Source organism: Streptomyces sp. NPDC048560 (assembly GCF_040650955.1).
Classification (GTDB): Bacteria; Actinomycetota; Actinomycetes; order Streptomycetales; family Streptomycetaceae; genus Streptomyces.
Genome location: NZ_JBEZIJ010000018.1, coordinates 1 through 16515 on the forward strand (window position 1 = coordinate 1; position 16515 = coordinate 16515).

Consider the following 16515-nt stretch of genomic DNA (forward strand, 5'->3'; position numbering starts at 1 on the left):
TCATTCCGGGCTGCCTTGTTGCTCGCAGCATAGGCGCCTGATAGGGCGGTTTCCGGTCGTGGCGACCGACGCTCCGACCGGAATATTACTAATTAGTACATCCAGCGTCGCACGCATAAGCAAGCGCTTGGACTGTGATCTAGCCAACGCCCCGCAGCCCTGCTGCCCCAAGGGCCCTCCGCCGGAGGGGATCAGTCGCGCAGCGCGGTGAAGCGGCCCTGGTGATAGACGAGCGGCCGACCGCCGCCGGCCGGGTCGCCGACCACGGCCTGGGCGATGACGATGCGGTGGTCACCGGCCGGGATGCGTGCCACGACACGGCACACCAGCCAGGCGAGGACGCCGCCGAGCAGCGGGACGCCTTCCGGCCCGTTACGCCAGTCGGTGGACGGGCCGAACCGGTCGGCGCCGCTGCGGGCGAAGGTGGCGGCCAGTTCCTGCTGGTGCTCCCCGAGTATGTGGACGCCGATGTGCTCGGCCTCGGCGACGACCGGCCAACTGGAGGACGAGGTCCCCACGCCGAAGGAGATCAGCGGCGGCTCGGCGGCGACGGAGTTGAGGGAGGTCGCGGTGAATCCGACCGGGGCGTCGCCGGCCGCGGTGATCACGGCCACGCCTGCGGCGTGCTGCCGGAAGACGGAGCGGAGGAGGTCGGGAGAGGCCGTCCGGGGGCTTTGGAGCTCGGGCGAAGCCGTCATGGAACTGTCCTTCTGCTGTGAGTGCATACGGGGCCGTAGGTGCTCAGGCACCCGGACAGCGCGCACTCGCGTTGTGGGCCAGGTCGACGTGGACCCGGCCGTACAGGAGGATTTCCGGCGGCATAACGTCAGAGTGACGATGTGTGACGGGTGCAGTCAAGCGCGTTCCGCGATGTGGGAGATGCATCACGGTCCGTCACATCGCCTCTCCCAGCGCCGCCACGACATCGACGGTGCGCGGCTGTCCCGCCGCGCGGCGGACGATCCTTCCGTCGGCGTCCAGCACCAGGACCGTCGGTGTCTTCGTGATCTCCAGGTGGCGCACCAGAGTGAGATGTGCCTCGGCGTCGATTTCGACGTGCGTGACACCTTCCACCATTCCGGCCACTTCGACGAGGGTCCGGCGCGTGGCGCGGCAGGGCTGGCAGAACGCGCTGGAGAACTGCACGAGTGTGGCCCTCTCCCCCAATTCCACGCCGAGTTGGGAGGCGTCGAGCCTGCCCCCATGTGTCTGCCCGTCCACCGTCGGCCTCCTGTCAGAGCTCATCGCAAAGGGTCAGCACCCGGCAGCCATGAGACATTCCCGGAGGTAGTACGTGATGAGAATCTCGCGCCCCGCACCCGCCGGGGCTGGCCACGGCGTCGCGCATGGGGCACGATCGGCCCAATGCCGAAAACCTACGGCTGCGTAACTTCCGCCGGGAGAACCTCCCCAGGCACTGAAGAAGGGTCTTCTCCAGATGGCAGAACTCGTCTATCGGCCGGTCATCGGCGCCGCTCTCACCCTGTTCAAGGCGCTCGACCTGAAGATCGACACTCAGGGTTCGGAGCACATCCCGAAGACCGGCGGTGCGGTTCTGGTCAGCAACCACATCAGCTACCTGGACTTCATCTTCACGGGCCTGGGTGCGCTGCCGCAGAAGCGGCTCGTGCGCTTCATGGCGAAGGAATCGGTCTTCCGGCACAAGATCTCCGGTCCGCTGATGCGGGGAATGAAGCACATCCCCGTCGACCGCAACCAGGGTGAGGACGCGTACGCGCACGCGCTCGCGTCGCTGCGGTCCGGCGAGATCGTCGGGGTCTTCCCCGAAGCGACGATCTCGCAGTCCTTCACGCTGAAGAGCTTCAAGTCGGGAGCCGCGCGCCTGGCTCAGGAAGCCGGCGTACCGCTGATCCCGATGGCCCTGTGGGGTACGCAGCGGATCTGGACGAAGGGCCGGCCCCGCGACTTCGGGCGCAGCCACATCCCGGTCACCATCCGGGTGGGCGAGCCGATGGAGGCCCCCGCCGACCAGTACGCGGGTGCGATCACGCGGCGGCTGCGGGACCGGGTGCAGGAGCTTCTCGAAGCCGCGCAGCGCGCCTATCCCGTGCGTCCCAAGGACGCCGGTGACACGTGGTGGGTCCCGGCCCACCTCGGAGGTACGGCCCCGACGCCCGCCGAGGTGCGCGAGAAGGGCTGACGTGCTGCCGCCCCCGGTCGGGGGCGGAACCCGGGGGCGTGGTCGGTGATCCGCGCCCCCAGGAGCGGCGACACGGCGTTCAGGGACCCTCGTCGTCGCGCCGGACGGCTCCGCCGGGCTCCGGGAGGTCCGATGACCTCCCCGCCCCGCTGCGGCCGCCCCCACGGAAACGGCCGACCGGCAGCCGATGGCTGCCGGTCGGCCGTTTCAGCCGTACATGTGGGCGAAGGCTACTTCGCCATCTCTTCCTTGAGCGCCTGCACGAAGGCGTCGACGTCCTGCTCCTCGGTGTCGTAGGCGCACATCCAGCGCACGTCCCCGGCCGACTCGTCCCAGAAGTAGAAGCGGAAGCGCTTCTGCAGCCGCTCGCTCACCGCGTGGGGCAGGCGGGCGAAGACGGCGTTGGCCTGGACGGGGTGGAGGATCTCCACACCGTCCACGCCGCGGACCCCTTCGGCGAGCCGCTGGGCCATGGCGTTCGCGTGGCGGGCGTTGCGCAGCCAGAGGTCACGCGAGAGCAGCGCCTCCAGCTGGACCGACACGAAGCGCATCTTGGAGGCGAGCTGCATCGACATCTTGCGCAGGTGCTTCATCGCCCGGACCGAGTCCGGGTTCAGGACGATGACGGCCTCACCGAAGAGCGCGCCGTTCTTGGTCCCGCCGAAGGAGAGGACGTCGACGCCCACCGTGTTGGTGAACGTACGCATCGGTACGTCCAGCGACGCGGCGGCGTTGGCTATCCGGGCCCCGTCGAGGTGCACCTTCATGCCGTGCCCGTGGGCGTGGTCGCAGATGGCGCTGATCTCGTCGGGGGTGTAGACGGTGCCCAGTTCGGTGTTCTGGGTGATCGACACGACCTGCGGCATCGCCCGGTGCTCGTCGTCCCAGCCATAGGCCTGGCGGTCGATGAGCTCGGGCGTCAGCTTGCCGTCGGGGGTCGGCACGGTGAGCAGCTTCAGGCCGCCCATACGTTCCGGCGCGCCTCCCTCGTCCACGTTGATGTGCGCGGACTCGGCGCAGATCACGGCGCCCCAGCGGTCGGTCAGCGCCTGGAGGGCGAGGACGTTGGCGCCGGTTCCGTTGAAGACGGGGAAGGCCTCCGAACCCGATCCGAAGTGACTGTGCACGACACGCTGGAGGTGCTCGGTGTAGTCGTCCTCGCCGTAGGCGACCTGGTGGCCGCCGTTGGCGAGGGCGATGGCCGCGAGGACTTCGGGATGCGCGCCCGCGTAGTTGTCACTGGCGAAGCCGCGTACCTGCGGATCGTGGTGACGGCGCGCGTCGGTCTTCACGGTTGCGGGGTCAGCCACAGGCGTTTTCCGTTCACTTCTCCGGCGGGCTTGTCCCAGACGCCGGCGATGGCCTCGGCCAGCTCCTTGACGTCGGTGAAGCCCGCGAACTTCGCGTTCGGGCGCTCGGCGCGCATCGCGTCGTGCACCAGTGCCTTGACGACCAGGATCGCAGCCGCGGTCTTCGGGCCCTCGTCACCCCCCGCCTTGCGGAAGGCGTCGGCGAGCGCGAGGGTCCACGCCTCTGCCGCCGCCTTGGAGGCGGAGTAGGCGGCGTTGCCCGCGGTGGGCGCGCTCGCTCCCGCGGCGCTGATGAGCAGATAGCGTCCGCGGTCGCTGCGCTGGAGGCCCTGCTGGAAGGCCAGCGAGGTGGACTGAACCGTACGGATCAGCAGCTTCTCCAGCAGATCCCAGTCGGCGAGGTCCGTCTCGGCGAAGGTACGACTGCCGCGCCAGCCGCCGACGAGGTGCACCAGACCGTCGATGCGGCCGAATTCCTTCTCCGTCTTGTCCGCCCAGTCCCGGGCTGCCGCCAGGTCGAGCAGATCGACGGTGTCGCCGGTGACGGTCGCGCCGCCGTGGGCGTAGCGGGCGGCGTCGACGGCCTCGGCGAGGCGTTCGGGGTTGGCGTCGGAGGCGACCACGGTCGCACCGGCCTCGGCGAGCCTCATCAGGGTGGCCCGGCCTGCCGGTCCCGCGGCTCCCGCCACGGCGATGACCGCGCCGTCGAGCGCACCCCCGCTGCCGTTACCCGTCGTTCCGGTCATGGACTCCGCCTCCTCGGGACGAGCGCTCACGCGGCTGCCTTCTCGGCATCGGCTGCGGTGATCCCCTTGGTGGAGGCGATCACGTTCTTCAGCTTCTTGGAGAGTGCTTCATAGAACATGCTCAGGGGAAACTCGTCCGGAAGCACGTCGTCGACGAGCTTGCGCGGCGGCTGGGTCAGGTCCAGCGCGTCCGGTCCCTTGGCCCAGCGGGAGCCGGGGTGCGGGGCGAGGTAGGTGGCGACCAGGTCGTACGCGGCGAACCAGTGGACCAGCTTGGGGCGGTCGATGCCGTCCCGGTAGAGGGTCTCGATCTCGGCGCAGAGCTGGTTGGTGACCTGGGGTGCCCGCTCCCAGTCGATCTTCAGCGTGTTGTCCGTCCAGCGCAGCACGTCGTGCTTGTGGAGGTACGCGAAGAGGAGCTGACCGCCGAGGCCGTCGTAGTTGCGGACGCGCTCGCCGGTGACGGGGAAGCGGAACATCCGGTCGAAGAGCACCGCGAACTGCACGTCACGGCCGTGGGCGTTGCCCTCGGCCTCGAGCTTCACCGCCTCCTTGAAGGCGGTGAGGTCGCAGCGCAGCTCTTCCAGGCCGTACATCCAGAACGGCTGGCGCTGCTTGATCATGAAGGGGTCGAACGGCAGGTCGCCGTGGCTGTGGGTACGGTCGTGGACCATGTCCCAGAGCACGAACGCCTGCTCGCAGCGCGTCTGGTCGCCGATCATCTCGCGGACGTCCTCGGGCAGTTCGACGCCCAGGAGGTCGACGGAGGCCTCGGTCACCCGGCGGAAGCGGGCGGCCTCGCGGTCGCAGAAGATGCCGCCCCAGCTGAAGCGCTCGGGGGCCTCGCGCACGGCGATGGTCTCGGGGAAGAGGACCGCCGAGTTCGTGTCGTAACCCGAGGTGAAGTCCTCGAAGGTGATGCCGCAGAAGAGCGGGTTGTCGTAGCGCGTGGCTTCGAGCTCGGCCAGCCAGTCGGGCCAGACCATCCGCAGCACGACCGCTTCGAGGTTGCGGTCCGGGTTGCCGTTCTGCGTGTACATCGCGAAGACGACGAGGTGCTGGAGGCCGTCGGCGCGGTTCCTGGCCGGCTGGAAGGCGAGCAGCGAGTCCAGGAAGTCCGGGACGCCGAAGCCGTCCGCGGCCCAGCGGCGCAGGTCCGCGCCGAGGGCGCGGTGGTACGCCGCGTCGTGCGGAAGCAGCGGGGAGAGCTCGTCGATCGCGGTGACCACACGGTCCAGCGCCGCGGCGGCCGTCGCGGGCGACGGCGCGTGCTCGGCGCCGAAGTCGATGGAACCGTCCTTCGACTGCCAGGGACGGATCTCCTCCACGGCGTGCTTGAGCGCGGGCCATGCGGGGTGCTCGACCACCCGTGAGGCAGTCGCTATGGCGCCGTCGGTGACGTCGTGCACAAGAATTTCCGTCATAACACTTCCTCCACGGGAGAACCTCGCGTAACGCCACCGTATCTGTGTGCGGTCACTTCCTACAAGTCCAGCTCAAGAAATCCTCCTGCCGACCCCCCTCAGTGACCGCTGTTTTTCCTGTGACGCAGCTCGGACGCACAGGTTCCGTCAGCTTTTCCGGAGCCCGGGACAGAGCACGACACGGTTCACGTCGAGGCGTGCACGGCCGGTCCGCCCGCAGGCGCCTGCCACTAGGCTCCGCACTGCCGTAGTACCGCGTGGGTAGGAGCCGCACGCGGGGAGACGTCGACGGAAGCGAGAGAGCCTTGACTTTTCTCACCCTCGGTCATCGCGGGGTCATGGGTGTCGAACCGGAGAACACCCTGCGGTCCTTCGTCCACGCGGAACAGGCCGGCATGGACGCCATCGAGCTCGACCTCCATCTGAGCAAGGACGGGGCGCTCGCCGTCATGCACGACGCCGCCGTCGACCGCACCACCGACGGCAAGGGGCTGATCGCCGAGAAGACGCTGGCGGAGCTGCGTGAGCTCGACGCCGGACAGGGCGAGCGGGTGCCGGTCTTCGAGGAGGTCCTCGACGCGGTCGCGGCACCGCTCCAGGCCGAGATCAAGGACGTCGCCGCGGCGCGGGCGCTCGCGGACGTGATGCTGCGGCGTGACCTCGCCGGACGGGTCGAGGTGTCGTCCTTCCACGACGAGGCGGTCGCCGAGATCGCTCAGCTCGTCCCGGGCGTACGGACGGTACTCATCGCCAGCCGCTGGGGCGGCGACGTGGTGGACCGGGCCAGGGCGGCGGGAGCGGCGACCCTCGCGCTGAACATCCGCCGCCTCACGCTGGAGACCGTCGAGCAGGCGCACCGCGAGGGGCTGAAGGTGATCGGCTGGGTGGTGAACACCCAGGATCATCTGCGCCTGGTGCGCGCCCTCGGCCTCGACGGCGCGACGACCGACTTCCCCGAGATCCGCCGCGCGGGCCGCTTCACCGCGTAGCGGACGTCAGGCGGAGGGCAGCTCCTTGATCAGCAGCTCGAACGCGAGATCGTCGCGCTGCGGGATGCCGAAGCGCTCGTCGCCGTACGGGAAGGGGGTCAGCTTTCCCGTACGGCGGTAGCCCCGGCGCTCGTACCAGGCGATCAGTTCCGCGCGGACGGAGATCACCGTCATGTGCATCTCCCTTACCCCCCAGCTCTCCACGACCGTGCGTTCGGCCTCGGCGATGATCACCTTGCCGAGGCCGGCTCCCTGGAGTTCCGGCCGCACGGCGAACATCCCGAAGTACGCGGCGTCGCCCCGGTGTTCGAGCTGGCAGCAGGCGACCGGCGCACCGTCTCGCTCGACGACGAGCAGACGGCCCGACTCCGCCGCGACGACCGCACGCACGCCGTCCGCGTCGGTCCGCTGCCCCTGGAGGATGTCGGCCTCGGTGGTCCACCCGGCCCGGCTGGAGTCGCCGCGGTAGGCGGACTCGATGAGCCGCACGAGTGCGGGTACGTCGCCCTCCGTCGCGTCGCGGAAGGTGAGCTGTCCGGAGTCCCGTGCCGGGGCCGTGTCCATGGTGATGCTCTCCGTTTCTCTGCTGCCGGCTTCGGCGCCGCCGACGTGCCGCACGAGACTAACCCGGCCCCGGCCACCCCCCGCAGGCCTGTCCGCGCTCCCCCCGCACCCCAATGCGCCGGGTACGGGAGGGCGGAAGCCGGGCATCGATGCGTACGACACCGGTGTCGTACGCCTGAGGGGGAGGTGCGCCGTGCATGGACCGGCGCTGTCCGGCTGGCTGCTCATGGTGTTGTGCGGGGTGGCTGGCGCCTACTGCCTCTCGCGCGCGCACCACGGAACGGCGGAGGAACGCAGTGCGGCCCGCGCCGAGGCGGTGATGGGCCTCGGGATGGCCGCGATGGCGGTACCCGCCGTGCTGTTCACACCACCGCCCTGGGCCTGGGCCTTGTACGCGCTGCTGTTCGGCGGAGCGGCGGTGCGCGCCCTGTGGTTCCTGCGGCGCGGTGCGGGCCGGCCGCAGCACCTGCACCACCTGCACCACCTCGTCGGCTCACTCGCCATGGTCTACATGGCCGCGGCGATGGCGCCGGGCGCGGGTGGGGGCGGCCACGCGGGACACGGCGCCGCCGCGACAGCGGGCGGCGTCCCTCTGCTGACCGGGGTGCTCCTCGTCTACTACGCGGTCTACGTACTCACCTCGGCGGGCCGGCTGATCCCGGCGACCGCGACCGCCGGAGGCCCGAAGCCCGGTGTGTTCCGGGGTGCGCAGCCGGAACTGACGCCCGCCTGCCGGCTGACGATGGGCATAGCCATGTTCGCGATGCTGCTCACCCTGTGAGACGGAATGCCCATCGGGCCGTGGCGTACGTCACTTGACGCGCGCAGCCATACCCGCGAGTACCCGGCGCTCATAGGCTGACCGCATGTTGGTCTCCCTCGTGCTGCTGCTGCTCGGTGCACTGGCCGCCCTCGTGACCCCCAGCCTGATGGCACGGGCACAGTGGCCGGAGCGCGAGCCGGTGGTGGCCCTGTGGGTCTGGCAGTGCGTCGTGGCGGGGGTCCTGCTGTCGTTCGGTCTTTCCATGATGTTCAGTGCGTCGGCCGCCTGGCAGGCGGTCCGAGGGCATGTGTTCGCACCCGCGCCGCACGCGGTGGTCGAGGCGTACGCCCTGGCCGCGTACGGCCCCTGGTCCGCGGTGATCGCCGTACTGCTCGCCCTCGGCGGCGCGTGGACGCTGGCCATGCTGGTGCGGGAGATCCTCCGGGCGCAGTCGCGGCGGGCCCGGCGGCGCACCGAACTGCTGGTCCGTTCACCGCTGATGCCCGGCGAGGAGCCCGGTGGCGGGCGGCTCGTGGTGCTGGAGGGCGAGCGCCCCGACGCGTGGTGGCTGCCCGGTGCCGCTCCCCGGCTGGTCATCACCACCGCCGCGCTCGGCCGGTTGAAGGGCCGTCAGCTGGACGCGGTCCTGGCGCACGAACAGGGCCACGCGCGCGCACGCCACGACTGGCTGCTGCACTGTTCGGGCGCGCTGGCCACGGGCTTTCCCCAGGTTCCCGTCTTCGCCGCGTTCCGGGGCGAGATGCACCGGCTCGTCGAACTCGCAGCCGACGACGTGGCGTCGCGCCGTTTCGGACGGCTGACGACCGCGCTCGCGCTGGTGGGACTCAACGAGGACCGGGGTGTGTTCGGCCCGTGCCCGCCCACGGATGCCCAAGTCCCCCTGCGGGTCAACCGGTTGCTGGCCCCCACCGAACGGCTCACGGCGGGCCGTAAGCTGCGGCTGACAGCTGCGGCCGCCCTGCTGCCCGCTGTTCCGTTGCTGGTGGCGTTCGTTCCGGGGCTCAGCGCCTTGGGTTAGCCGGTTGTGCGGGTCGTCGGCGAGGATCGACCCATGCGCCTCATGGAGCCCCCCCACCTTTCCTCCGACGCCTTCCGCCGGGCCGGACCACGCCTCGCACTGACGGGCACCGTATGCGCGGCTCTCTCGGTCGTGCTGGTGATCCTGGTGGCGGTGGGCTGGTCCCCGCTCATGTCGGTGGACCGCACGGTCGCCGACAGCCTGCACCGCAGCGCCGTGACCGAACCGACGCTGGTGCACGTCAACCGGGTGCTGACGGACTGGATCTGGGACCCCTGGACGATGCGTGCGGTGATCGCCGTCACGGTGATCGCCCTGTGGTGGCGCGGCGCCCGGTGGCTCGCGGTCTGGGTGGCCGCCACGAGCGCGCTCTCCACGCTCGTACAGCAGGGGATCAAAGCCGCCGTCGGCCGGGACAGGCCCCGGTGGCCGGATCCGGTGGACTCCGCGCACTACGCGGCCTTTCCCTCGGGCCATGTGATGACGGCGGTGGTGACCTGCGCCCTCCTGCTGTGGCTGCTGCGCCTGAGGGGTGTGACTCCCCTGTGGTGGCGGACGGCACTGGCGGCTGCGGCCGTCTCGGTCATCGGAGTCGCCTTCACCCGGATCTATCTCGGCGTCCACTGGATGACCGATGTGGTGGGCGGCACACTCCTGGGCGTGGCGGCGGCCGCGTTCTCGATCCTCGGATACACCGCCTTCCGGAGGGGGAGGATCGCGCCATGACGTTCACAGGCGCTCTCTTCGACTTCTCCGGAACGCTCTTTCGCATCGAGTCGGTGCACTCCTGGCTGCGTACGGTCCTCGACGAACGCGGCATGACTGTCGAGCAGCCCGCGTTCGAGCGGTACGTACGCGAGCTGACCTCCGCCGGAGCGCTGCCCGGCGGCCCGCTCCCCACGCGTGTTCCGCACCACCTCGCGGCGGCCTGGGCGGTCCGTGACCGGAGCTCCGACATGCACCGGGAAGCCTATACGGGGCTCTCCCGCGAGGTCGCGCTGCCGGATCCCGGGCTGCACGACGCCCTGTACACACGCCACATGTCACCTGCCGCGTGGCGCCCCTATCCGGATGCGGAGCGGGTGCTGCGCGGGCTGCGGCGCGAGGGGACCGCGATCGGCGTGGTCAGCAACATCGGCTGGGATCTGCGGCCGGTCTTCCGGGCGCACGGGCTGGACGACCTGGTCGACGCGTACGTGCTGTCCTTCGAACACGGCATCCAGAAACCGGATCCGCGCCTCTTCCGTACCGCCTGCACCCTGCTGGACCGGGAGCCTGGGCAGGTGGTGATGGTGGGTGACGACCGGCGTGCCGACGGAGGTGCGGCGGCGCTCGGATGCGCGGTGCGGTTCGTCGAGCACCTGCCGGTGGAGGACCGGCCCGACGGCCTCCAGGCGCTCGGGCTGACCCGGACACCGTGACACGCCGGTCGGAATCAGCCATAAACCTGGCCGATGTGTGGATGTGAGGGATATCCCCGTCGCACAGTGTGTCGGATTGTCGGATCGGGGTCGTAGCCTTGTACGTATGTCCACCTCTCCGTCCTCGTCAGGCTCCGCGCGCTCCACCACCGTCGTCAACGAAGCGATTCGCGATCTGTGGCAGCGCTCGGGCGGATACCTGACCCCGGACGACGAGGCCGAGTACCAGCGCCTGCTGGTGGAGTGGGCCGCGGCGACGGGGACGAGCGTCCGGTCCGCCGCCTGAGGCGAACGCCGTCCGATGCCTCCACCGCCTGACGGAGGGAAACGCTCCGCTGTACGCGGCGGCCTGTGCGATGCTGCTGGGATGATCGACCGGCCCACTGTGCTCATACACCGCCTGGCAGGCCGGGACCTCTCCCCCGCCGACGGGCTCGCCGCGCTTCTGACCGCGTACCACCTGTGCACCGAGGCCGAGAAGGGCCGGGCCGTGGAAGACGCGGACGCGCTGCCCGCGCGGTACCGCACGGAGATCCTTTCACCGCACAGCGCCTTCGCCGACGACGCCGTGGTGATCGCCAGGAGCGAGGGCGCTCCGGTGGGCTGCCTGGTGGTGACCGCCCCGGTCAGGGGACGGACCGAGATCAAACGCCTGTGGGTGGACCCCGCGATGCGGGGCGCGGGTGTCGCGTCCGCGCTGGTCGGCTGCGCGCTGGATCACGCGGCGCAGATCGGCGCCCGTCCGGTGGCGCTCTCGGTGTGGAGCTGGCGTACCGGAGCCATCGCGCTCTACGAGCGGCTCGGATTCCGCGTCGTCGACTCCTGGGACGCCCGGGACGGCCTGGTCTGCATGGAGCGTGCCTGAACCCGTGACACACCACGCCGGCCGGACCCCTGAGGATCCGGCCGGCGCCGGGAGACGGTGCGTCCCCGTGGTGTCCGACAGTCGCTAAGACTCCGTACGCCGGAGCGGACGGCCTAGCGGTCGAAGTAGTCCGGCTGCGTCTGCGGGTTGAGCTCCGACATCCGCACCTTCTTCGCCGGGTCGGTCCGTCGGTCGTCGAGCCTCAGCACATCGAAGCCCTTGGCGATGTCGTTGCTGTAGATGTGGCCGTTGTAGTAGTACGCGGACCACGGGCCGGCCGTGGTGACCCTGTCCAGGGTGACCGGACCACGCTCGAAGAAGGCGATCTCCTTGGGCGCCGCGGAGTTGGTGAAGTCCCACACAGAGATGCCGCCCTGGTACCACGCCTGGACCATCAGGTCGCGGCCCTTGACGGGGATGATCGAACCGTTGTGGGCGACGCAGACCTCGGCGTCGGCCTGGTGGCGGTCGATCTTGAAGTAGCTGCGGAAGACGAGCTTCCGGTGGTCGCCGCGGCCGACGATGTCGTAGATGCCGTCGGCGCCACGCTTCGGACCGATGGCCTCGTTGCAGGTCGCCGCGCCGCCGCCGCCGAGCTCGTCGGTGAAGACGACCTTGTTGGCGCCCTGGTTGAAGGTCGCCGAGTGCCAGAACGCGAAGTTCACGTTGTCCTGGACGCGGTCGATGATCTTCGGGTGCTCCGGGTCCTCGATGGAGAACAGCAGACCGTCACCCATGCAGGCTCCGGCGGCCAGGTCCTTCGAGGGCAGCACGGTGATGTCGTGGCAGCCGGTGGTCTTGGAGACCCCCGGGTTGGTCGGCGCGCCCGGGTTCCCACCGTCCGCGAAGAGCACCGGGAAGTTCACGATCCGGGCTTCTTCGGGGGCGTTGCGCGGCACCTTGATGACGGAGATTCCGTCATGCGGCGGCTGGCAGTCGGGGAACGCCTCGTTCGGCGAGTACGAGGAGACGTACACGTACACGCTGGAACGCTTGGGGACCAGCGTGTGGGTGTGCGAACCGCACGCGGTCTCGACAGCGGCGACGTACTTCGGGTTGCTCTTGTCGCTGATGTCGAAGATCTTCATGCCCTCCCAGGAGGACTTCTCCGTGGCGGGCTGGGAGACACTCGAGCACGAGTTGTCGCTGCGCGAGGAGTCGGTGGACAGGAAGAGCAGGTCACCGGAGACCGTGATGTCGTTCTGCCCTCCGGGGCAGAGCACCTGCGAGACGGTCTTCGGGGCCGACGGCTTGCTGATGTCGTAGATCACGAAGCCGTCGTAGTTGCCGGAGAAGGCGTACTTCCCCTGGAACGCCAGGTCCGAGTTGGTGCCCTGGAGCGCGTCCTTCGGAACGTTGGTGAGGTGCTTGATGTTCGGGCTGTGGACGATCTCGTCCACGCCGGGTATCTCGCCGCTCTGTATCGCGGCGGTGGCTTCGGCCTCCTGGCCGGCGGAGATGCCCTTGTGGGTGGTGGGGGCGTCACCGGGATCGGGCGTCGCGACGGCGGTACCGGCGGTCAGCAGAGTGGCGAAGAGCCCGGCCGCGGCTGCCGCCACACCCAGACGTCTGCGCCGCACGCGGGTGGTGTGCAACGAGGTCACTGTGTCCTCCCTAGTATCCGTTCATAGTTGAACGGGTTCACGGACCCCGGCAGTATCGTCCCTTCCATGTGCACATCAACAGATGGCAACAGAGACGTAATAAAAGTTTTTGATCATTGCTCTGCGGAAGCGTGTTAGGACGGTGTGCAGCAAACCCATGTGGCTCAGGAGGTCACCGTGTTGATCCGCCGTCAGACCCGACGTATGCGCGGAGCCGCTCTCGTGGCAGCGGTCGCCGCTGCCGTGTTCACCCTCGGAGCCTGCGACTCCGACAGCGGAAGCAAGGACGCCAACTCCAAGGCGGGCAAGGGCCCTTCGGTGGTGGCGCCCGGTAAACCGGGTGAAACCGCCAGGCGACTGTCCGCCGAGGAAGCCCGCAAGGAGATCGGGGTTCCCGCCCCCAACTCCGCGGACTTCCGCTATGCCCAGATGATGATCGAGCACCACGCGCAGGCTCTGGTGATGACCGATCTCGCCGCCGACCGTGCGGACTCCTCCTCCGTCAAGCGGTTCGCAGATCGCATCGCATCAGGCCAGAAGCCTGAAATCGCCGCGATGGAAGGTTGGCTGAAAAACAACGGCGGCGACAAGCGCAAGCAGACCCACGACCACTCCACGATGCCCGGCATGGCGACGGAGGCACAGCTGAAGCAGTTGCGCGCCGCACGCGGCGCGGCCTTCGACGAACTCTTCCTGAAGCTGATGATCACCCACCACCAGGGAGCGGTCACCATGGCGACCGAGGCGCTGTCCGAGGGCAACGACGTGCCGATCGAGGAGATGGCGACCGATGTCGCCGCCCAGCAGACGGTGGAGATCGACCGGATGCGCGCACTCATGGAGTGACACGGCCGCGCCCCCTCCCCCGATGCGCACTCCGGTGCGATGCTGGAAACAGCCCGCGGGAAGAGGTGCGCCGTGCTCCGTATCGCCGTCGTCGGTTCCGGTCCCAGCGGCGTCTACGCCGCCCAGGCCCTGACCCAGCAGTCCCTGGTGCCGGACGTGCGGGTGCACGTCCTGGACCGGCTGCCGACCCCGTACGGGCTGGTGCGGTACGGCGTCGCGCCCGACCACGAGAAGATCAAGTCCCTCCAGAGCAGCCTCCGGGCCGTCCTCGAGGACGAGCGGATCACATTCGTCGGGCATGTCGAGGTGGGCGGTGACAACGGACTCTCACCCGACCGGCTCCGGCAGCTCTACCACGCGGTCGTGTACTGCGTGGGGGCGGCGGCCGACCGGGGCCTCTCGGTGCCGGGCGAGGACCTGCCGGGCAGCTACTCGGCCACCCAGTTCGTCTCCTGGTACAGCGCGCACCCGGATGCCGCCACGGACGCCTTCACGCTCCGGGCCGGCTCCGCCGTGGTGATCGGGGTGGGCAACGTGGCCGTCGACGTGGCCCGGATCCTCGCGCGCGGCGCCGATGAGCTCAGGTCGACGGACGTGCCGCCCGCCGCGCTGAGCGCACTCGCGGGCAGTTTGGTGCGCGACGTGCACATCGCGGGCAGACGCGGCCCCTCACAGGCCCGGTTCACCACCAAGGAGCTGCGTGAACTCGGCGCGCTGCCACAGGCGCGGATGGTCGTGGACGCCGCGGAGCTGGCCCGGGACCCCTGGTACGCGGCCCCGGCCGGAGGGCAGGACACGCCTCCGCTGCCGGCCGTGGTGCGGCGCAACCTGGAGGTGCTGCGCGGCTGGGCGACGGCACCGGCGGCGGCGGACCGGCTGCGCCGCATCCACCTCCGGTTCTTCCTGCGACCGGTCGAGCTGCTGGAACGCGCGGGGCGGGTCGCCGGGGTGCGGTTCGCGCACACGGCACCGGACGGTGCGGGAGGCGTACGCGACACGGGTACGTACGAGGACGTCGAGGCGCAGCTCGTGCTCCGTGCCGTCGGGTACCGGGGGCTTCCGCTGCCCGGGCTGCCCTTCGACACCGCCCGAGGAACCGTGCCCCACCTGGCGGGGAGGGTACTCAGGGACGGAACGCCTTCGCCCGGCGAGTACGTCGCGGGGTGGATCAAACGAGGGCCGACCGGGGTGATCGGATCCAACCGCTCGTGCGCCAAGGAGACCGTCGCCTCACTGATCGAGGACGCGCCCCTGCTGCTGCGGCGGTCGGTGGCGGCCGATCCACTGGCCACCCTGAGGAGCTGGGGACTGCGGCCGGTCGCCTGGGACGGCTGGCTGGCGATCGAGCGCGCCGAGGCCGCACTCGGGCGGTCGCTCGGCCGCGGGCAGGTGAAGATTCCCGACTGGGAAGGCTTGCTGGGCGCGGCCGGGGACGACGGGCGCTGAGGACGCAGGAGCTGAGGACGCAGGAGCTGAGAACGACGAGCCCTGAGCCGACGGGCGCTGAGGACGTCAGGACTCCGGACGTCAGGAGCGGGCTGTCGGGCGGAGTCAGCCCGCGAGTCGCGCCGCCTGCCGGTCCGCCGCCGCGAGCACGGTGTCGAGCAGCCCCGGGAAGAGCGCGTCCAGGTCGTCCTTCCGCAAGCCGCTCACCTTGGCGGTGCCCCGGTACGTCTGATGGATGACGCCGCTCTCGCGCAGGACCCGGAAGTGGTGCGTCGTGGTGGACTTGGTCACCGGGAGGTCGAAGGTGGAGCAGGCCAACTGGTCGGCGGTGCGCGCCAGTTGGCGGACGATGCGCAGCCGGACCGGATCGGCCAGGGCGTGCAGGACGCCTTCGACCCGGATCTCCTCGCGGGCGGGGTGGGCGAGCGCGCGGGAGCCGGGGACCGTTGCGGTGGCGGGGGCGCTGACGGGGGTCACGGTGGCTCCACTTCGTCCTGGGGGCTCCATCGTACGAGAGTCGTCGTAGTTCCGGGTACCGGATGGCAAAGCCGCGGCGACGCGTGGGAGCGCGGCTCCGGTCACTCCCGGGTCGCCACCACCAGGCGGGCGCGGGGGCTGCCGTCCGGGCGGACGCCCAGTTCGGCCAGTGGCTGCAGCGTTACGGCGAATCCGGCCGCCGCCAGGTCGCCGAGCACGTCGGGGAGCGGGAACGTCCGGTAGTACATGACGAAGGTCGGCCGCCACAGCGCGTTGCGCACCCGCATGGCCACGTCGAAGCCCAGCAGCGACCAGTACGCCTTCGAGCCCACCACGGGCGGCGCACCCACGGGAAAGACGAACCGGCCGCCCGGCCGCAGCGAGGCGTACACCTGGGCGAACAGCACGGGCCGCTCCTTGGGCAGGAAGTGGCCGAACGCCCCGAGGCTGAGGGCCACGTCGAAGGCGGGCGCGAAGGGAAGGGCCAGTGCGTCGGCGCGCACCCAGTGCACGGCGGGCCCCGCGCCGGCCCGGCCCTCGCCGGCCAGGGCGCAACGGGCGACGTCCAGCATTCCCGCGCTGAAGTCGACCCCGGTGACCCGCTCGCGGCACACCTGCCGCAGGACACCCACGCCTGCCCCGGTACCGCAGCAGACGTCGAGCCCCGCATCGAACGGTCCCAGCGGCCGGAGCGCCCGCGTGACCGCGTCGAGCACCCTGTCCGGGGTCCGGTAGGGCGTCAGGTCGAACTTCGGGGCGAGCAGGTCGTATCCGCGCTCGATGGACGACAGCGCCTGGACGGCCAGTTCGCGGAGCGTGGGGCCCTCTGAGGTGAACATCGCGGTCAGCGTACCCACAGA

General features: G+C 70.2%; 19 protein-coding genes. 10 read left to right on the forward strand and 9 right to left on the reverse strand.

The window, feature by feature from the left end:
* Nucleotides 1-191 precede the first annotated feature (191 nt).
* Both AB0C82_RS33760 and AB0C82_RS33765 read right to left on the reverse strand, forming a co-directional pair.
* A complete protein-coding gene (locus AB0C82_RS33760; RefSeq protein ID WP_362849843.1) occupies nt 192-698 on the reverse strand; it encodes a flavin reductase family protein in 507 nt (168 codons plus the stop codon).
* Nucleotides 699-894: 196 nt separating this feature from the next.
* On the reverse strand, nt 895-1221 hold the full coding sequence (locus AB0C82_RS33765; RefSeq protein WP_362849845.1) for a thioredoxin family protein: 327 nt from the start codon (nt 1219-1221) through the stop codon (nt 895-897).
* A 217-nt stretch (nt 1222-1438) separates the two neighbouring features.
* On the opposite strand from AB0C82_RS33765, the gene AB0C82_RS33770 reads away from it, so the two are divergent.
* Nucleotides 1439-2161, forward strand: coding sequence for a lysophospholipid acyltransferase family protein (locus AB0C82_RS33770; RefSeq protein WP_362849848.1), 723 nt, complete (start codon nt 1439-1441; stop codon nt 2159-2161).
* A 230-nt stretch (nt 2162-2391) separates the two neighbouring features.
* On the opposite strand, the gene AB0C82_RS33775 is transcribed toward AB0C82_RS33770, so the two are convergent.
* The 3 genes from AB0C82_RS33775 to AB0C82_RS33785 are packed head-to-tail and all read right to left on the reverse strand — an operon-like array spanning nt 2392 to nt 5641.
* On the reverse strand, nt 2392-3453 hold the full coding sequence (locus tag AB0C82_RS33775) for a low specificity L-threonine aldolase (RefSeq protein WP_362849929.1): 1062 nt from the start codon (nt 3451-3453) through the stop codon (nt 2392-2394).
* Nucleotides 3450-4217, reverse strand: a complete 768-nt coding sequence (locus AB0C82_RS33780; RefSeq protein WP_362849931.1) for an SDR family NAD(P)-dependent oxidoreductase — start codon at nt 4215-4217, stop codon at nt 3450-3452. Before AB0C82_RS33780 ends, AB0C82_RS33775 begins: the two co-directional genes overlap by 4 nt.
* Nucleotides 4218-4243: 26 nt before the next feature.
* Complete coding sequence (locus tag AB0C82_RS33785) at nt 4244-5641, reverse strand: DUF6421 family protein (RefSeq protein WP_362849851.1); 1398 nt, start codon at nt 5639-5641, stop codon at nt 4244-4246.
* Between the two features lie 305 nt (nt 5642-5946).
* On the opposite strand from AB0C82_RS33785, the gene AB0C82_RS33790 reads away from it, so the two are divergent.
* The gene (locus tag AB0C82_RS33790) at nt 5947-6630 is read left to right on the forward strand and encodes a glycerophosphodiester phosphodiesterase family protein (RefSeq protein ID WP_362849854.1); all 684 of its coding nucleotides are present in this window, start codon (nt 5947-5949) and stop codon (nt 6628-6630) included.
* A 6-nt stretch (nt 6631-6636) separates the two neighbouring features.
* Here the strand turns inward: AB0C82_RS33790 and AB0C82_RS33795 are convergent, their stop codons facing one another.
* A complete protein-coding gene (locus AB0C82_RS33795; protein WP_362849857.1) occupies nt 6637-7194 on the reverse strand; it encodes a GNAT family N-acetyltransferase in 558 nt (185 codons plus the stop codon).
* 193 nt (nt 7195-7387) lie between these two features.
* On the opposite strand from AB0C82_RS33795, the gene AB0C82_RS33800 reads away from it, so the two are divergent.
* The 6 genes from AB0C82_RS33800 to AB0C82_RS33825 all read left to right on the forward strand — a co-directional run bounded on the left by AB0C82_RS33800 (nt 7388) and on the right by AB0C82_RS33825 (nt 11282).
* Nucleotides 7388-7975 carry a DUF5134 domain-containing protein gene (locus tag AB0C82_RS33800; RefSeq protein WP_362849860.1) on the forward strand — a complete coding sequence of 196 codons (588 nt, stop codon included), beginning with the start codon at nt 7388-7390 and terminating at the stop codon, nt 7973-7975.
* An 85-nt stretch (nt 7976-8060) separates the two neighbouring features.
* A complete protein-coding gene (locus AB0C82_RS33805; protein WP_362849863.1) occupies nt 8061-8996 on the forward strand; it encodes a M56 family metallopeptidase in 936 nt (311 codons plus the stop codon).
* Nucleotides 8997-9038: 42 nt separating this feature from the next.
* Nucleotides 9039-9722 (forward strand): phosphatase PAP2 family protein, encoded by a 684-nt coding sequence (locus AB0C82_RS33810; protein WP_362849933.1) that lies wholly within the window; start codon nt 9039-9041, stop codon nt 9720-9722.
* Nucleotides 9719-10417, forward strand: a complete 699-nt coding sequence (locus AB0C82_RS33815; RefSeq protein WP_362849866.1) for an HAD family hydrolase — start codon at nt 9719-9721, stop codon at nt 10415-10417. Before AB0C82_RS33810 ends, AB0C82_RS33815 begins: the two co-directional genes overlap by 4 nt.
* Nucleotides 10418-10523: 106 nt before the next feature.
* Entirely contained in the window at nt 10524-10703 is a 180-nt protein-coding gene (locus tag AB0C82_RS33820) for a hypothetical protein (protein WP_362849869.1), read from the forward strand.
* A gap of 81 nt (nt 10704-10784) precedes the next feature.
* Nucleotides 10785-11282 carry a GNAT family N-acetyltransferase gene (locus AB0C82_RS33825; protein ID WP_362849872.1) on the forward strand — a complete coding sequence of 166 codons (498 nt, stop codon included), beginning with the start codon at nt 10785-10787 and terminating at the stop codon, nt 11280-11282.
* Nucleotides 11283-11395: 113 nt separating this feature from the next.
* Here AB0C82_RS33825 and AB0C82_RS33830 read toward each other — a convergent pair whose 3' ends face one another.
* Nucleotides 11396-12886, reverse strand: coding sequence for a hypothetical protein (locus AB0C82_RS33830; RefSeq protein WP_362849875.1), 1491 nt, complete (start codon nt 12884-12886; stop codon nt 11396-11398).
* A gap of 159 nt (nt 12887-13045) precedes the next feature.
* Here AB0C82_RS33830 and AB0C82_RS33835 point away from each other — a divergent pair, with 159 nt between their 5' ends.
* Together AB0C82_RS33835 and AB0C82_RS33840 are read left to right on the forward strand one after the other, a co-directional pair.
* Nucleotides 13046-13732: a DUF305 domain-containing protein gene (locus AB0C82_RS33835; protein ID WP_362849878.1), complete on the forward strand. Its 687-nt coding sequence runs from the start codon at nt 13046-13048 to the stop codon at nt 13730-13732.
* 72 nt (nt 13733-13804) lie between these two features.
* On the forward strand, nt 13805-15178 hold the full coding sequence (locus tag AB0C82_RS33840) for an FAD-dependent oxidoreductase (RefSeq protein ID WP_362849935.1): 1374 nt from the start codon (nt 13805-13807) through the stop codon (nt 15176-15178).
* A gap of 105 nt (nt 15179-15283) precedes the next feature.
* Here the strand turns inward: AB0C82_RS33840 and AB0C82_RS33845 are convergent, their stop codons facing one another.
* Nucleotides 15284-15655 (reverse strand): helix-turn-helix transcriptional regulator, encoded by a 372-nt coding sequence (locus tag AB0C82_RS33845; protein ID WP_362849881.1) that lies wholly within the window; start codon nt 15653-15655, stop codon nt 15284-15286.
* A 101-nt stretch (nt 15656-15756) separates the two neighbouring features.
* Entirely contained in the window at nt 15757-16494 is a 738-nt protein-coding gene (locus AB0C82_RS33850; protein WP_362849884.1) for a class I SAM-dependent methyltransferase, read from the reverse strand.
* Nucleotides 16495-16515: the final 21 nt, after the last annotated feature.

What these genes read in the sequence shown, in the direction of transcription:
- AB0C82_RS33810 (WP_362849933.1), top strand. Translation starts at nt 9,039, where the DNA reads ATGGAGCCCCCCCACCTTTCCTCCGACGCCTTCCGCCGGGCCGGACCA.
- AB0C82_RS33815 (WP_362849866.1), top strand. Translation starts at nt 9,719, where the DNA reads ATGACGTTCACAGGCGCTCTCTTCGACTTCTCCGGAACGCTCTTTCGC.
- AB0C82_RS33770 (WP_362849848.1), top strand. Translation starts at nt 1,439, where the DNA reads ATGGCAGAACTCGTCTATCGGCCGGTCATCGGCGCCGCTCTCACCCTG.
- AB0C82_RS33785 (WP_362849851.1), bottom strand. Translation starts at nt 5,641, where the DNA reads ATGACGGAAATTCTTGTGCACGACGTCACCGACGGCGCCATAGCGACT.
- AB0C82_RS33820 (WP_362849869.1), top strand. Translation starts at nt 10,524, where the DNA reads ATGTCCACCTCTCCGTCCTCGTCAGGCTCCGCGCGCTCCACCACCGTC.
- AB0C82_RS33825 (WP_362849872.1), top strand. Translation starts at nt 10,785, where the DNA reads ATGATCGACCGGCCCACTGTGCTCATACACCGCCTGGCAGGCCGGGAC.
- AB0C82_RS33850 (WP_362849884.1), bottom strand. Translation starts at nt 16,494, where the DNA reads ATGTTCACCTCAGAGGGCCCCACGCTCCGCGAACTGGCCGTCCAGGCG.
- AB0C82_RS33780 (WP_362849931.1), bottom strand. Translation starts at nt 4,217, where the DNA reads ATGACCGGAACGACGGGTAACGGCAGCGGGGGTGCGCTCGACGGCGCG.
- AB0C82_RS33805 (WP_362849863.1), top strand. Translation starts at nt 8,061, where the DNA reads ATGTTGGTCTCCCTCGTGCTGCTGCTGCTCGGTGCACTGGCCGCCCTC.
- AB0C82_RS33795 (WP_362849857.1), bottom strand. Translation starts at nt 7,194, where the DNA reads ATGGACACGGCCCCGGCACGGGACTCCGGACAGCTCACCTTCCGCGAC.
- AB0C82_RS33760 (WP_362849843.1), bottom strand. Translation starts at nt 698, where the DNA reads ATGACGGCTTCGCCCGAGCTCCAAAGCCCCCGGACGGCCTCTCCCGAC.